16 protein-coding genes, 4 tRNA genes and 1 pseudogene are annotated in these 15482 nt (G+C 35.0%); 13 read left to right on the forward strand and 8 right to left on the reverse strand.

Annotated elements, in window-relative coordinates:
* Positions 1 to 18: 18 nt before the first annotated feature.
* Positions 19 to 645: pseudogene (locus tag A9G31_RS12095) on the forward strand (LysE/ArgO family amino acid transporter).
* Positions 646 to 822: 177 nt separating this feature from the next.
* Here the strand turns inward: A9G31_RS12095 and A9G31_RS06540 are convergent.
* The 5 genes from A9G31_RS06540 to A9G31_RS06560 form a co-directional block, all read right to left on the reverse strand.
* The gene (locus A9G31_RS06540) at positions 823 to 1776 is read right to left on the reverse strand and encodes a tetratricopeptide repeat protein (RefSeq protein ID WP_065560971.1); all 954 of its coding nucleotides are present in this window, start codon (positions 1774 to 1776) and stop codon (positions 823 to 825) included.
* A 159-nt stretch (positions 1777 to 1935) separates the two neighbouring features.
* Positions 1936 to 2541, reverse strand: coding sequence for a tetratricopeptide repeat protein (locus tag A9G31_RS06545; RefSeq protein ID WP_065560972.1), 606 nt, complete (start codon positions 2539 to 2541; stop codon positions 1936 to 1938).
* A gap of 444 nt (positions 2542 to 2985) precedes the next feature.
* Positions 2986 to 3061 (reverse strand) — tRNA-Lys (locus tag A9G31_RS06550).
* A gap of 9 nt (positions 3062 to 3070) precedes the next feature.
* A tRNA-Val gene (locus A9G31_RS06555) sits at positions 3071 to 3146 on the reverse strand.
* 35 nt (positions 3147 to 3181) lie between these two features.
* Positions 3182 to 3257: transfer RNA gene (locus A9G31_RS06560), tRNA-Val, on the reverse strand.
* Between the two features lie 203 nt (positions 3258 to 3460).
* Here A9G31_RS06560 and A9G31_RS06565 point away from each other — a divergent pair.
* From A9G31_RS06565 to tusA, 6 genes are all read left to right on the forward strand, one after another.
* Positions 3461 to 4411, forward strand: coding sequence for a PilN domain-containing protein (locus A9G31_RS06565; protein WP_065560973.1), 951 nt, complete (start codon positions 3461 to 3463; stop codon positions 4409 to 4411).
* Positions 4401 to 4868 carry a hypothetical protein gene (locus A9G31_RS06570; protein WP_065560974.1) on the forward strand — a complete coding sequence of 156 codons (468 nt, stop codon included), beginning with the start codon at positions 4401 to 4403 and terminating at the stop codon, positions 4866 to 4868. The genes A9G31_RS06565 and A9G31_RS06570 overlap by 11 nt, the downstream gene beginning before the upstream one ends.
* A 1-nt stretch (position 4869) precedes the next feature.
* Entirely contained in the window at positions 4870 to 5241 is a 372-nt protein-coding gene (locus tag A9G31_RS06575) for a hypothetical protein (RefSeq protein WP_065560975.1), read from the forward strand.
* A 133-nt stretch (positions 5242 to 5374) separates the two neighbouring features.
* Complete coding sequence (locus tag A9G31_RS06580; RefSeq protein ID WP_081299370.1) at positions 5375 to 6571, forward strand: secretin N-terminal domain-containing protein; 1197 nt, start codon at positions 5375 to 5377, stop codon at positions 6569 to 6571.
* Between the two features lie 108 nt (positions 6572 to 6679).
* Positions 6680 to 7486, forward strand: a complete 807-nt coding sequence (locus A9G31_RS06585; RefSeq protein WP_065560976.1) for a Cof-type HAD-IIB family hydrolase — start codon at positions 6680 to 6682, stop codon at positions 7484 to 7486.
* A gap of 9 nt (positions 7487 to 7495) precedes the next feature.
* A complete protein-coding gene (tusA, locus tag A9G31_RS06590; RefSeq protein ID WP_065560977.1) occupies positions 7496 to 7732 on the forward strand; it encodes a sulfurtransferase TusA in 237 nt (78 codons plus the stop codon).
* 47 nt (positions 7733 to 7779) lie between these two features.
* Here the strand turns inward: tusA and A9G31_RS12210 are convergent, their stop codons facing one another.
* Positions 7780 to 8184, reverse strand: coding sequence for a protein YgfX (locus A9G31_RS12210; RefSeq protein ID WP_065560978.1), 405 nt, complete (start codon positions 8182 to 8184; stop codon positions 7780 to 7782).
* A 244-nt stretch (positions 8185 to 8428) separates the two neighbouring features.
* Between A9G31_RS12210 and A9G31_RS06600 the strand changes: the two genes are divergently transcribed.
* The 5 genes from A9G31_RS06600 (at position 8429) to A9G31_RS12215 (ending at position 12582) form a co-directional block, all read left to right on the forward strand.
* Positions 8429 to 10969, forward strand: coding sequence for a PBP1A family penicillin-binding protein (locus A9G31_RS06600; RefSeq protein WP_218056399.1), 2541 nt, complete (start codon positions 8429 to 8431; stop codon positions 10967 to 10969).
* A gap of 13 nt (positions 10970 to 10982) precedes the next feature.
* The gene (rsmD, locus tag A9G31_RS06605; RefSeq protein WP_065560979.1) at positions 10983 to 11546 is read left to right on the forward strand and encodes a 16S rRNA (guanine(966)-N(2))-methyltransferase RsmD; all 564 of its coding nucleotides are present in this window, start codon (positions 10983 to 10985) and stop codon (positions 11544 to 11546) included.
* Entirely contained in the window at positions 11546 to 11818 is a 273-nt protein-coding gene (locus tag A9G31_RS06610; RefSeq protein ID WP_065560980.1) for a DUF1145 domain-containing protein, read from the forward strand. The genes rsmD and A9G31_RS06610 overlap by 1 nt, the downstream gene beginning before the upstream one ends.
* A 69-nt stretch (positions 11819 to 11887) precedes the next feature.
* A tRNA-Gly gene (locus A9G31_RS06615) sits at positions 11888 to 11963 on the forward strand.
* A 460-nt stretch (positions 11964 to 12423) separates the two neighbouring features.
* On the forward strand, positions 12424 to 12582 hold the full coding sequence (locus tag A9G31_RS12215; protein ID WP_366940312.1) for a transposase: 159 nt from the start codon (positions 12424 to 12426) through the stop codon (positions 12580 to 12582).
* Between the two features lie 106 nt (positions 12583 to 12688).
* On the opposite strand, the gene A9G31_RS06620 is transcribed toward A9G31_RS12215, so the two are convergent.
* On the reverse strand, positions 12689 to 13693 hold the full coding sequence (locus tag A9G31_RS06620) for a hypothetical protein (RefSeq protein WP_141671401.1): 1005 nt from the start codon (positions 13691 to 13693) through the stop codon (positions 12689 to 12691).
* Positions 13694 to 13996: 303 nt separating this feature from the next.
* Positions 13997 to 14338, reverse strand: coding sequence for a hypothetical protein (locus A9G31_RS06625; RefSeq protein WP_065560982.1), 342 nt, complete (start codon positions 14336 to 14338; stop codon positions 13997 to 13999).
* Between A9G31_RS06625 and A9G31_RS06630 the strand changes: the two genes are divergently transcribed.
* Positions 14292 to 15482 (forward strand): hypothetical protein (locus A9G31_RS06630; RefSeq protein WP_141671402.1); only part of this gene is annotated, 1191 nt, incomplete at its 3' end. The genes A9G31_RS06625 and A9G31_RS06630 overlap by 47 nt on opposite strands.

A 15482-nucleotide genomic window follows, 5' to 3' on the forward strand; every position in this document is an offset into this window, starting at 1 on the left:
TTCTGGTGTTATAACTAAATGCTATTGGAAATATTACGTGGTGCTTTCATTTCGGCTAGTTTAATTATTGCTATTGGTGCTCAAAATTTATTTGTACTCAAGCAAGGATTATTAAAAAATCATATCTTTTATATGTCGGCAATTTGTTTTATTTGTGATTTTGCTTTAATGTCAATAGGGATTTTTGGGGTAGGTACTTTTATTCGTAGCAATTCTTTAATTACTAATATTTTAGCAATCTCTGGGGCGATTTTTTAATTTGGTATGGTTTTTGTGCGTTTAAAAGTGCAATTAAAGGCACAAGTAGCATACAAATAGAATCTAAGTCATTAAATAATAACAACTTATTAAAAGTTGTACTGGCAACTTTGGCTGTTACACTACTTAATCCTCATGTCTATTTGGATACTGTTGTTATTGTGGGTGGAATTGCTGGCACGTTAACTAATGAACAAAAATTTGCATTTTTGGTTGGTGCCGTCAGTGTTTCATTCATATGGTTTTTTAGTCTTGGTTACGGAGCAAAATTACTCATACCGCTATTTAGAAAGAAAAGAATGTGGGGTAATATTGGACTGGATAATTGGTGCTGTAATGTTCTATATTGCCTATTGTTTGGTTATGTATGTATTTGATGTGCATTAAGCACATACATAACCAAAACGTTGAACTAATAATTATTATTTGGGAATAGTGTAAGGTTATTCTTGACAAGCTTGATATATATTATTTTTACAATATTGTTTAAAAGTAATGTTTAGCAGTTTGAATACCTTTTATAGTGTCATTTTGTTATTTCCTATTGCCAATATTATATTTTTATTAAAGAAGTTTCTTGACATATTTGCAGGCCTCTTGATAGTTATTTTGGCAAGCTTGTCGAAAGTAATAGTTTGCAGTATGGATATTTTTTGTAACTCCTAATCCTTGTTGATAGATAATACCTAAATTGTATTGTGCAATGGCATGGTTTTGTTCAGCGGCAAACTGAAACCATCTTCTAGCTTCTGTATAATTTTTTTCAAACCATGAGCCATTATAATATAACCAACCTAAGCTATATTGTGCTTCAGGATTTCCGCTTTGTGCAGATTGTGTATCTAATTCTACACCTTTAGCAAAATCTTTTTTTAATCCACCTAATCCATTGTAATACATATTTGCTAAATTATGCTGTGCATATATATTGCCTTGCTTGGCTGCTTGTTCATATAGTTTTCTAGCTTTGGTATAGTTCTTTTTAACAACAATTCCAATATAATAAAATCTACCAAGATTGTTTTGAGCCTCTTTGTTGCCTAGTTGTACTGCTTTCTCGTAAAAATATTTTGCCTTAACATAGTCTTGGCTAATAATATTATTATCTGAATTTTGTTCAATTCCTTTTCTATAATGTTTTTTTTCTGCAAATTCGTAAAGTGCTCCTAGATTAAATAGGCCTAAAGCATAACCGCTTGAGGCTGCTTTTTCATATAGCAGCTTTGCTTTAAGCAAATTTTTCTTTACGCCGAGACCATAATTGTACATGTAGCCTAAACTTACTTGTGCATCGGCGTAATTTTGATTAGCCGACTTTTGGTACCATTCAATAGCCTTAGCATAATCTTGTTTAACGTTTAGACCGTACTGGTACATATAACCTAACCGGTTTTGTGCTTCAGCACTATTTTGTTCTGTTGCTTTTTTATATTCAACATCAAAGTTATATTCTATATTTTGTGTTGCAAAAATAGGCGCGTTTACAAATAAGTATATTATTAATAATAATTTTTTCATTTGACTGCCTCTATATTTGGAGCCCAAATTTTTATTAAAGAATGTTTTTAACTTGTTTGCAAGTCTATTTGTGCTTATTTTGAAAAGTCCATTGAAAGCAATGATTTAATGTATAGATATCTTTTGATATTTTTCTATTTTGGTGTGACAGATTAATTATTAACAACCGCAATCGTTATTACTAGCTTGCTTTTTCTTGGCCTGTTGTTTGGTTACAATGGCATTAACCTTTTTTGTTACAACATCTAAATGATCTTTGGCATCAGAATAGTTTTGTTCAGCGGCCTTAGCAAACCATTGTTTGGCTTTGAAATAGTTCTTTTTCACTCCTGTACCATTGTAATAGAGTGTTGCTAATGTGTATTGAGCAACGGCATCTCCTTTTTTGGCTGCTTTTGTATCCCACGCAATTCCTTTAGAGTAGTTTTGTTTTGTTCCTTGTCCATTGTAATACAATAAGGCTAAACTGTGTTGAGCTGCGATATGACCTTGATTGGCAGCCTTTTCAAACCACTCTTTTGCTTTAATATAATCAGGTTGTGCTTTTAATTGCTCATCAAAACCATATTCGAAACCTTTAAAGTGCCGTCTTTTAGTATATGAGCCATCAGCGTACATAAGGCCTACATGATATTGCGCCTCTGCATCTTTTTGTTCTGTTGCTTTTTGATATTCCTCATTAAAATCAAATAATGTTTGTTGATCAGCATTAGTAGCAATACTAAAACATAAAAATAATGATAGTTTTGCAAAAAACTTTAGCATACAACTTCCTTATAAAATAAATAACTTAATTATTTTATCGTATTTATTGGTTTAGTATAGCGTAATTAAGTGGGTTATTTATTGATTAAATATTGATGTCATGAAATGGTGGGTCGTGAACGATTATTCGGCACATCGTATGCCTTACCCCTTCGGGGCCAACACTGCGTGTTGTTCAAATTTGTTCCAGACAAATTTGTCGAACGCTATCGTTCTCATCGCTTTTTTTTACTTAATTAGATTGATTGGATTTATTTAGGAATTATTCAATAAAATGGTGGGTCGTGAGCGATTATTCGGCACATCGTGTGCCTCACCCTTTCGGGGCCAACACTGCGTGTTGTTCAAATTTGTTCCAGACAAATTTGTCGAACGCTATCGTTCTCATCGCTTTTCTTTGCTTAATTAGATTGATTGGATTTATTTAGGAATTATTCAATAAAGTGGTGGGTCGTGAGCGATTCGAACGCTCGACCAACGGATTAAAAGTCCGCTGCTCTACCGACTGAGCTAACGACCCATCTAAAGATGGTGGGTGATACCGGGTTCGAACCAGTGACCCCCTCCTTGTAAGGGAGGTGCTCTCCCAACTGAGCTAATCACCCCAAGTGTTTCATTACTGAAACGCCACGGTAAAGATTGGTGGGTGATACCGGGTTCGAACCAGTGACCCCCTCCTTGTAAGGGAGGTGCTCTCCCAACTGAGCTAATCACCCTTACCGTGTGGATGTGCATTATAAGGCACGCCTTATTTCAGTCAACCTTTTTTTTTAAAATTCTCTAAAATCTACTTCGTTCGATTTAATTTTAAACATTTTTTGGGTGATAGTTCGCAAAAATCGCTTTTGTCAGTTTTTATTTAGGAAAAGATGATTATGATTAAGTGATGCTATTATCAGAAACAAGAAGATAATCCATCATGATTTTTAATAAAAGTAGCGTCATTATTTATGTCGAACCTACAATTTTACGCTATAGGATTGAAAATTCAGTTAAGCGAAATGCTACAACAGCCACTAGCGAAGATCTGATTGTATTTAATTATCAAAATGAAAATGATATAGATATTTTTATTGATGAGTTACGAAAAAAAATTTCTGAGCGTGCGGTATTTGAACTTAATTTGGATATCAATTTAATTCAAATACAACAATTAACCTTACCTGATGTAAAGCTAAATTTAAATGAATTGAGTTTATACGTTGAAGCTAACATCTATAAATTATTCCAAGTGTCGGCTAAAAGTGTGTTTTTTGATTTTGTTTATTCAACTGAACATACAAAACAAATTACAGTGATGATAGTTGAACGTCATTATATTGAAAATTGGATCAATCTTTTTAAAAAGCATCAACGACTATTAACTTTTGTAGGTTGTCGATTTGAAAATAATAAAGTTAATTTTTTACCTTGGCGGCAAGAGAAACAAACAAAACATCAACGACAATTGACAGGCGTGGTTATTGGATTTATGGGCATAATAAGTTGTTTGCTCTGTTATTTGTGGGTACACGCTAAAAATGATTTACAAACTTATGATGAAAAATTACTACACCAGCAAAAGGTAGTACAAAAATTAACTGAAGAATTAGCTAATTATTTGCCTAATCCGTCATTAAGCCAAAAACAAATTCAGCAATCCCTATTATTGCTTTCAGCGCAGTTACCTTCAGTAATTTGGCTTGATTCTTTCTATTATGAACCTAAAAAATTAGCGATAGAAGGGCAAAGCTTTAGTTATGTCGAACTTACTCATTTTAATCAAAATTTGTTAATGCTAAAAAATATCGCTAAAAGTCAAATAAAGACAGTATCGACCAATAAGAATAATTTATTTTTTGAAATGGAAATGGAACTTAATGAACCGTGATTTTTTCTATCGCCCAGTTTGGCAACAGTACGCATTGTGTATTTTATGTTGTTTAGCATTTTTTGTTATTGTTTATCAACTTTTTATTAAAGAATACCAGCAACAAGCTGAGCTAAAGGCCGAGTTATATCAGCAAAAGATTACTGAAATTGAATTGTTACAGGCAAAAGTAAGGCGTTATCAGGAAAGTAAAAATAGTTTATATAGTTTGATATCTGAAAAAGAATTAGCGTTGGCTATTGAACAAAATCATCTAACACTAAGTTCCTTTAAACATTATCAAACTGACAATACGGTTAATTGGGATATTGAATTAGAAGGGAAATTTTTTGATTTTATGGCTTTAATTTCATCATTAACGGATGATTTTTATTATCTTGATTTTCAGAATCTAAAAATCAGCAAGCAAGAACAGCAGTTACAGATCATGTTTACGCTCTTATTTAAAAAGGCATAAAGTGAAACGTTATCTCTATCAATTTATTAGTTTATTAATTGTTATCTGTTTTGAACTAAAGGCCGATGTGTCTTTAGAACGAGATCCTTTTCAACAAAATTACTCGGTTTCTTGTAGTGAGCAAACGGCGTTACTGCTTGAACAAATTCAAGTTTGGCATTTTAGGGGAAGCATGAATCAAATAGATCAGAATTATCAGCAAATTTGGTTAACATCTGAAAATCAATGGTTAGCAATAACTGATGATGTGGTGCCTAACGTTTTGTTTCCTTGGCGTTTGCAATCTTTATTAAACGATAAAATAACGTGGCAGGCCGATTTACCTGATTATTGCCATAGTACTGTATCATGGACAATGTCGCTAAATGAATAATAACAATAGTAAAAATCAAACGCATCAATGGCTAGAACAATGTATTTGCAGATTGACTAAAGCAATAATAAGTTTGTTAGCTGTAATAATTTTTATATTTGTAACAATGATCATAAATACAACTTACGCAAATATGAAGCAATCAGTAAATGTCGATTCGCAACAAAATATCTCAATGACATTTTACCAAACCGACATTGCAATTATCTTACAAGCTTTAGCCGATAGTCAGCAGATGAATTTAGTCATGACCGAAGATATACCAATTAAGCAAACCATTAAACTCAACAACGTTGATTGGCACAAAGCACTAAAGATCATATTGGGTTCGGCAAATTTACAAGCCGAAATTGACGATAATATTTTGTTCGTATCTAAAGCGATAGAACCAGAAGCTTTATTGAAAAAACAGCAATCTGAACAAAGAGAAAAAGAATTAAACCAACCACTTAGTTCTTTGCCTATAGCAGTTAATCATGCAGACCCAGCCACCTTAATTGAAACAATTCAACAACAAGGATTATTATCAGAACGGGGTAAGGTTGCGATCGATAAGCGGACAAATTCGCTTATCATTACCGATTTAGCTAAACAATTTGCTAATATCCAAAAATTAGTTAAAACACTGGATAAACCAATGCCTCAAGTTCATATTTCAGCGCATATTGTTACCATGAATGAGGAGAGCATGTCAGAGCTAGGTATAAAATGGGGATATTCAGGAAAATCATCGCAACTATTAGATAAGTTCGATGTGGGGCTTGGAGCTAGTTATCCCACCACAACTGTAGGTTTTAATTTGGCTAAAATATCTGGTCATTTACTTAATTTAGAGTTATCAGCGCTCGAATCTGAAAATCAACTTGAAATTATAGCCAGCCCTAATTTGTTAACAGCCAATCAAAATATGGCATCGATAAAACAAGGTACTGAAATTCCTTACGAGGTTTCTAGTGGTAGTAATGGTGCAACATCTATTGAATTTAAGCCTGCGGTGTTAGGGCTAGAGGTCACACCTAAAATATTAACAGATGATAGGATGATTTTAGACTTATACATTACGCAAAATACGGCCGGTCGCTCAATTAAACGTAGTGATGGTGGTGAGGCGCTAGCTATTGATACACAAGAGATCAAAACACAAGTTCAAATAAAAAATGGCGAAACAGTAGTATTAGGTGGTATTTTTCAACAAATTAACACCAAAGGGCAACAAAAAGTACCTGGTGCGGGCGATGTGCCAATTATTGGAAATGTATTTAAACATAATAGAAAAAAACAACAAAAACGAGAGTTGGTTATTTTTATTACACCGCAATTGGTTGAGTAAATGCTAACGGAGTTGTATTATACTTTAACTTGTTTTAGCAGTTGCTTTGATAAGTAAATATTGTTTTAAAGTATATTATTATTACCATTAATTATAAAAGTAGAGAATATTATGCATGTTGTTGCTTCTGATTTAGACGGTACTTTATTAACTCCTGAACATAGCTTATCACCTTATACCAAACAAGTCCTTCAAGCGCTACGCAAAAAAGGCATTCATTTTGTCTTTGCAACCGGCAGACACCACATTGATGTTGCTCAAATGCGAGAAAATATGGAAATTGATGCCTTTATGATAACGGCAAATGGTGCTAGGGTGCATGATAGCGAAGGTAATCTAGTTTTTAGCCAAAGTATCGAACCATCGCTTGCTAATGAAATAGCTAAAATGAGTATGGATGATCCTTTAATTTATACTCATGTATATCGTGGTGATCATTGGTTAATTAATAAAGAAGATACATATTCATTAGAATTCTTTCGAGACACAGATTTTACTTATCAATTATTTAATCCACTTAATTTTGACACTAGCGATGTTGCTAAAATTTATTTTACGACTACAGATAATGCACTTTACCCACATTTAGTCCAATTAAAGAATCGACTTGATGCAAACTTTGGAGATAAACTTAGCGTTGCTTTTTCAACTCTAAATTGCCTTGAAGTCATGGCCGAAAATGTGTCTAAGGGTAGTGCACTAAAAAAAGTGGTAGAAAAATTAGGTTACAGTTTAAAAGATAGTATCGCTTTTGGTGATGGCATGAATGACTACGAAATGTTAAAAGCCGCAGGTAAAGGCTGTATAATGCAAAACGGAAGCTCGGAATTAAAATCATTATTGCCTGAGTTAGAGGTTATTGGCTCTAACGCTCAAGATGCTGTACCACATTATCTAAGTAAACTGTTTTTATAATTATTAAATATGAATATAACTATTGACAAAGAACTCAATACGCTTGGATTGCGTTGTCCTGAACCTATAATGTTGATCAGAAAAGCGATTCGAGAACTATCTATAGGGCAAGTCCTTTATGTGATCGCGGATGATTTTGCAACTACTCGTGATGTGCCTAGCTTTTGTCGCCATATGGATCATCAATTACTATCATTGCAAATAGAATCCAATCCTTATCAGTATTGGATTAAAAAATCCCATTAGCCTAACGACTTTTATGGCAAAAAGTTTTAGGAAAGTAGGTGTTTTCGTCAAGTTAATTCGATCTGCTTTAAGTAAAAACGCAATGTACGCCAATCGTTAGGTTGAAGATTATCAACCATTAATAATAGCGTACAGCGTTTGCCATTATGTCGGGATTTTAAATTCAAAATAATGATATAACGAAATATCAAAGGGTTATGTATTAAGTGCCAACGTTGCTTGTGCCAGTATATTTGATTGATACAGTGAAATAACGCAAATTCGTCTTTAATGGTTTTTAAATAACACAGACTGCGCCACCATTCTATTATTAATAATAGAACAATAACAAAGGTATAACAATTTAAGGATGTGTTAGCAAACATAACCAAACAAAGCGCAATTAGCAGTGAATAGAAAAGAGTTGAAATCAGTAATTGTATTTTTGATATGCTAAGTTTTATGCTCCACATAATTCCTTCTTTACTTTAGTTAAATTAGAATTATTTTCATCATTTTGTAAAAAATTACTTAAAATAAAGATAAATATGGGAGATAATGCGCATAATTTTGACTTATTTTAATAAAGTGATCGACTATTAGCATTTCCCTTTTAATGTCAAAGTGAGGATCCTCACTTAAGACAGGTTTACTCAATTTGGTGCAGCAATAGTATTGGTATCATTTTTTGCCGTAAAATTCAGATAGGAAAGATTTGTGATATTAATTAGAGTGTTAAAAATTATTCTAAAATTATTCATTGGCTTATTTCTTTGCGGCTTGGTTATTGGTATTGCAGGTTATGCTCATTATTCGAAAGATCTTCCCGACGTTGCAACATTAAAAAATGTTAAATTGCAAACACCAATGCAAGTATTGAGTAAAGATGGTGAGTTAATTGCCATTTTTGGAGAGCGTCATAGAACCCCTTTGAAATACGATGAAATTCCACCAGTTGTTGTTAATGCGGTTATTGCAACCGAAGATGCCCGTTTTTATGAACATTTTGGCATCGATCCTATTGGTATTGTTCGCGCGATGTATATTGGACTAAAGCAGAAAGGATTTTCTCAAGGTGGAAGTACAATTACGCAACAAGTTGCTAAGAACTTTTTCTTAACACCTGAAAAAAGCATAACGCGTAAAGTCAAAGAAATGATTTTGGCTATCCGTATGGAAAAAGAGTTATCAAAAGAAGAAATCATGGCACTATATCTTAACATGATTAATTTCGGCTCCAGAGCATATGGTGTTGCAGCAGCATCTTATACTTTTTTTGGTAAAACACCTGATCAGTTAACTGTTGATGAAGCGGCTTTATTAGCAGGCTTACCAAATGCGCCATCAGCTTACAACCCAATTTCACATCCGGAACGTGCATTAACAAGGCGCAATTGGGTGCTAGGACGAATGCTAGATCAATCCTATATTACTCAAGCAGAATATGACGAAGCGATTAAAAAACCGCTAGGAGCAAGCTATCATTCACCACAAATTGAGTTTTCGGCGCCTTATGTTGCCGAAATGGCACGTCAATTTATGTATGACAAATTTGGTGAAAATGCTTATACCGATGGTTATAAAGTTTATACGACTATTTCAAGAACCGATCAAATAGCTGCAACAGAAACGGTGCAAAAGCATATTATTGATTATGATATGAGGCACGGTTATCGTGGTGCAGAAAAAGTATTATGGCAACCGGACGAAACTCCATGGGATATTGAACAAATCCATCAGACCCTTAATAAATACATATGCTATGGTGGCATATGTCCAGCTGTAGTCATGACATCTTCAGATAAAGAAGCAACAGCGGTATTATCTGATAAAAGTAATATTACTATTGAATATCAAAACATGAAATGGGCTCGCCCATTTATTAGCGATACAAGACAAGGAGCTTACCCAAGAAAAGTCTCTGACACCATCAAGGCAGGACAGTTAATTTGGGTCAAAAAAACTGGTGATAATTGGGAATTATCACAAATTCCTGCTGTTAATGCTGCGCTAGTATCACTTGATTCAGACAATGGTGCAATCAAAGCAATTGTTGGTGGTTATGATTTTAATTTGAGTAAATTTAATCGAGCAACACAAGCACTAAGGCAATTAGGATCGAATATTAAACCATTTATTTATACCTCAACATTAGAGCAAGGTTTAACAATGGCTACGCTTCTTAATGATGCACCTATTGTCCGTTCTGCGGGTAGTGCTACATGGCGTCCTAAAAACTCACCACCTACCTATGCAGGACCTTTACGTTTAAGAATTGGATTAGGAATGTCTAAAAATGTAATGATGGTTAGAGCATTGCGTGCAGTTGGTATAGATTATGCTGCAACTTATTTAGAGCGTTTTGGATTCCCCAAAGAAAACCTTTCTCATAATGAATCATTGGCTTTAGGCTCGGCTTCGTTTACGCCATTGCAAGTGGCAAGAGCTTACTCGGTGATCACTAACGGTGGTTATTTAATAACACCGTATTTAATTGAAAAAATTGAGGAAAATGACGGAAAAGGTGTAATTTATCAACATCAACCTTTGATTGCTTGTCACAATTGTGATGATGATGACGTCATTGTTGGAGAAACATCCGTATCACTAGATAATGTTGAAAATGAATCAAACGAATCGGGTAATGAAGAGCCTGAACAAGAAAATTTAAAAGCAGATGATGATCTAGTTTTACCTGATATTGACACTGAAAATAAAACCACAGATGTAACACCAAAATATGCACCGCATACGGTAAATAGTGGTATTGCATTTATTATGAAAGACGGTCTTCGCTCAATCGTATTTGGTGGTTCAGATTGGCAAGGTACCGCATGGCGTGTAAAGGCATTAGGTAGAAAAGATGTCGGTGGTAAAACAGGGACAACAAACTCATCTAAAGATGTTTGGTTTTCAGGCTTTGGTGGCAATATTGTGACCCCCGTATGGATGGGATTTGATGATCACCGCCGTGATTTAGGTCGAACATTCCGAGCCGAAGCGGGCGCTGTAACAGCAAATCCTATATGGGTCGATTATATGAAAGTTGCCCTAAAAGATGTTCCTGTAAAACAAGATGTAAAACCTGATAATGTGATTTCGGTTACTATCGATCAAAAAACAGGCCTATTACCTAGCTCTGGCTCTAAAACCATGTCAGAATATTTTATCAAAGGCACTGAACCAACGGGTTATGCGACAAAAGAAGTTGGTACAAAAGTAACTGATTCAGAGGGCAACACATCAGAACTATTCTGATAAAGGACTTAAAATGAATGGTTCAATAAGAATTATTGGCGGAAAATGGCGCGGGCGTAAATTGTCGGTACTAGATAAACAAGGATTACGCCCAACTACCGATCGCATTAAAGAAACCCTATATAACTGGTTAATGCCAGTTATACATGATAGTGATTGTTTGGACTGCTTTTCGGGTAGTGGCTCATTAGGCTTTGAAGCCGCATCAAGAGGTGCCCAAAGTGTTACTTTGCTTGAAAAAGATAAACAAGTAGCGCAACTACTTAGTAAAAATAAACAGATTATTGCTAGCAACGCAATCGACATTTATCATACCGATACTTTACAATGGCTAAACAGGCCTGCTGTAAAACAGTTTGATATTGTATTTATCGATCCACCATTTCATCAATCATTAGTCGCAAAAACGGTTAGCGAACTTGAAAATAACAACTGGTTAAAACCATTGGCTTATATTTATATAGAAACAGAAATACAGCATGATCTAACAACTTATATTCCAACTAACTGGCGCCTACATCGTGAAAAGACTGCAGGGCAAGTTCACAGCTATCTATTTATACGAGAAGATAATTAATGTTCATCTTTATTGGTAAAACCTTATATTCATTAATGTGGTTATTTTTATTATTTAACTTAATCCACCCATATCCAAAACCGGCAAATGTTGTTGCCAATATTGGCTTAATCGCCTTTACGGTTACTCATGGCTTACAAGCATGGATGTTAAACTCAACCATGACCAAACAAGAAAAACAACAAGATAAATTTAAAGTGTTACGGCTATTTTTATTTGGTGTTTTTGAATCACTTAGTTGGAAAGATAGTAGGAAAGACAAAAATAAATAATAAAAAGTGGTTGCGAGATACAAAAATTTTTGTATAATGCTCACCACTTCTTTCGAAGCACCTCAATAAGCGGGAATAGCTCAGTTGGTAGAGCACGACCTTGCCAAGGTCGGGGTCGCGAGTTCGAACCTCGTTTCCCGCTCCAATAAAATATCCAGTATACTTCATTAAAGTTCGCAAAGCTTAGCGTTTGCAAGTGATATATAACGGTTTTACTTTCCAGTATGGAACCGAATAATCCTGAGTCATCCAAAATAATTTAGCCCAAAAATCCGTCCAAAAAACGTGTTGTAAATCCCCCAAAAATAGTACAGCAAAAAAATACTGCAAACTCTTCACAATTCACATCAGCTTTTATTTCTTTATTAGAAAGATCTATTCCAGCGTTATCTTTTTTGCTAAATTGATTACTCCATTAATACAAGCTTTAGTTCGTAATGACCAGTTTCGTGTCATGGAACTTATTAGAAATAGCTCAAGCATTTTGAAAGGTATCGAAAGTCCAATTATGTCCTCTAACAATTTATCGTTGAAGGTTTTGTCTGATACAGAAAAATCAATTAAAAAATTTAGACTTTATAGTTATCTTAATCGCAATAAGCCCTATAACTTTCTATAAATGGCGGGGAAAATACGGCGGAATGGAAACTTCGGATATCAAACACTTAAAGGCGCTAAAGGCTAAAAACCACAAGCTTAAGCAGATGTTTGCTGAACTGAGCTTAAAATCCCAGCTTCAAAAACAAATCATAACAACGCTTTAGTGCCCACAAAGGCACGTAAAACGTGGGCACAGCAGCTACAACAAAATCAAAGTCACCTTACACGGCTTTCATATTAAAGTCATCGATCACCATTTTATTTGTCGTCTTACTCATTATCATTGTTTCTTTTACTCAGGTATTCTGATTCGCGAACTTTATCGACAAAGATACCATGATTAATCATATACCTTACCGCCTTGCCACTTATTGACAAATCAGAACGATTATAATCAAAAGACGGAAGCTTAATTTTAGCCTCTTTTAACGATGTATAACCTGAGTTTGAAACAGAAAACTGATAATCATCGTTTCTTAAACTGTAAGAAGCCATCTTCATACCAACATAGATCTTCTTACTCTTATTCTTCGCGTCTTTATTAAAATCATCTGTACTTATGCCATCTATATTAGCAAGGTTTTGTTGATAAATATCATCCTGACTAAACTCATTACTGTATTTATCATTAAAGGTATTAAATTTATCTAAATCAATTAAATACACATCATGTATCATCGGCTTAAACACAGAATAATAAAGATCCTTATTAAAGGATTTCCCCAAAGATTGACGAATAACATCGGTCATAATATCGTTTTGACGCAAGTCGGCCATTTCCCGATCATCAAGTGAATTATGCTGATTACTATAAGAAGACGGCAAAATAAGATTCGATTTAGCTTGGCTTAATGAAGTATAAGCCACATTCGAAAGTGCAACAGAGTAGACATAATTGCTTGAATTATAGCTTAACAACTTCATTCCCACATAAAGGTCTTGATATCTACCAATATTGTCAGTATTGAAGTTATCAATATCAGAATCATCTATTTTAATGATCTTCTTTTGATATAGATCATAAATAAAATCGTTGTAATTATCGTTACTGTTTCTTCCAACATTTACTAAATTAAACAAATAGATATCCCCAACTTTGGGCGTAAAAAGGAGATAATCGCCTTTATTTCGGTAGGCTCTTTCTTGCGCAAAGCAATGGGTTAATGGAACAAAAACAAGAATGAAAATAAAGAGTTGCAATATAATCCTAGCACAGCTTTTCGGATTTCCATCCATTGACGTAAAACAACTACCTCGGCATATCCATTCTATCAACATTAATTCCTATCATTGTATTAATAAACAGCAATATACTAACATCAATTTAACAACAAATCGACAAACTCCCCACCAACACCAACATCGGTCGTTATTCCCCCTTAACAATTCCTTACAATAAATTAACAAAAAAAGTGGCGGATTATTTATCATCAAGTTATAATTTTTGAGCTTATTCAGGCAAGGAATCGCTCAAAATTCAAGGAACGGATATAAAAGTTCAGAAAAAACAATAAATTACTTGACAAGGAAATAAAAATGCATTACCATGGTTGGCATCTGGCATCTGGCCTGCCAAACCTATGCCCTAAATCTTATTGATTCGCACGGTAGCCAAAGTAGGGCGCCACAGTTATTTTCATCATCGAAGTCATTTCGCGTAGCGAAATCGACGCCGTCATCGGGGTCTTTACTGGCGATGCTGTCGGCGGATTCTTCGACAACATCTTCGGTCACATCATCGGCCATATTTTCGAAAAAATCATCGTCGATATCCAAGTGGTTATTAAAACCGCCATTGTTATCCAAACCGCCGTTACTATTTAAATCACCATTGTTATCAAAATCGGCATTGTTCTTTGCGCCATTGTTGTTATTGTCATATACACAGGGAACAGAGGCGTTAACGGTAAATACAACCAATACTATTCACGGTAGTGGGCCGTATTTAACGTTTGATGGTGGGCGGACTAAGGCAACTAATACAGACACATTTTTGGCAATCGAGTTGCCAGATGGAAGACGTATCACTCAGTCAACAAACACATCAAGTGTTACAAATCCGATAAGGTTACCAAGTGGAAATTATACATTTAATGATATTCATACGGTATTGCCGTCGGGTGCAACATCTATTAGTTTAAATAGTCTAATCAGCCAAGGGAAGTGGGGAGATGATGATGGGGATGGACAGGGTACAAATGGTGTTACTGCAACAGGGAGTATATCGTTAGCAATAAAGGATAAAAACGGTAGCACGGTTAATCGTAGTGATACATTAGATATATGTAAAGCGCCTTATAAGGTCACTTTAGATAGTACAGGGGGAAGTTTAACTACACAGTATGGAGTGCCAAATAGTAGTCGTTTTTACGGAGGCACAGCGGTTTATTATATCACTTTGCCGTCACAGCCGGTTATTTGTTCGGTCAGGCCGAATTTGTTGTATGGTGGAACAAGAGGCATTGTTTCTAACGACTACCCACGTTATGCCGGTCCATCTAACATATGGTCTCCTACTAAGGGCTTTTTAGTTCAGTCAACAAACCCATCATCTTACGACAGAAACTTTCCAACAACAGGAGCAGATGGATTGTATTTTGATTTGGACATAGGTGGTATTGACGCAAGTCAGTTGAATTGGACAGTTAACACAATTGGCAGTCTAGGTGCAACGGTGAGTTGGAGGTTGCCAGTCTCAGCAGACCCAAGTAATTCTTATGCTGATAATTGGATTACAGATAAATCCAAAAATGTAACACGGGTAACATTAACAGGTCCAAGGGCAAGTAGTAGTCAGATAAGCTCAAGTAATCCTGGTTCACTTACACGTCCATCTTTGCCACAGACCTTCGAGTTGGTGGGAAGGGATAGTAATGGTAATGAGGTTCGGTACGGATTTAAGTTAAGGCAGTGGTTCGTCCATCGGGGTAGTCAAAGAGCTAGCGTTTCCAATCAAACATCATGGTGTAATAGTTTGGGTTATCGAATGCCACGGGTAAGAGATTTAACCAATGCGGTCAGAACAGATAATCCTCCTATTTCAGGCGCAGCCCCTAGTTCATCA

Source organism: Gilliamella sp. Gris1-4, assembly GCF_001690335.1.
Classification (GTDB): domain Bacteria; phylum Pseudomonadota; class Gammaproteobacteria; order Enterobacterales; family Orbaceae; genus Gilliamella; species Gilliamella apicola_P.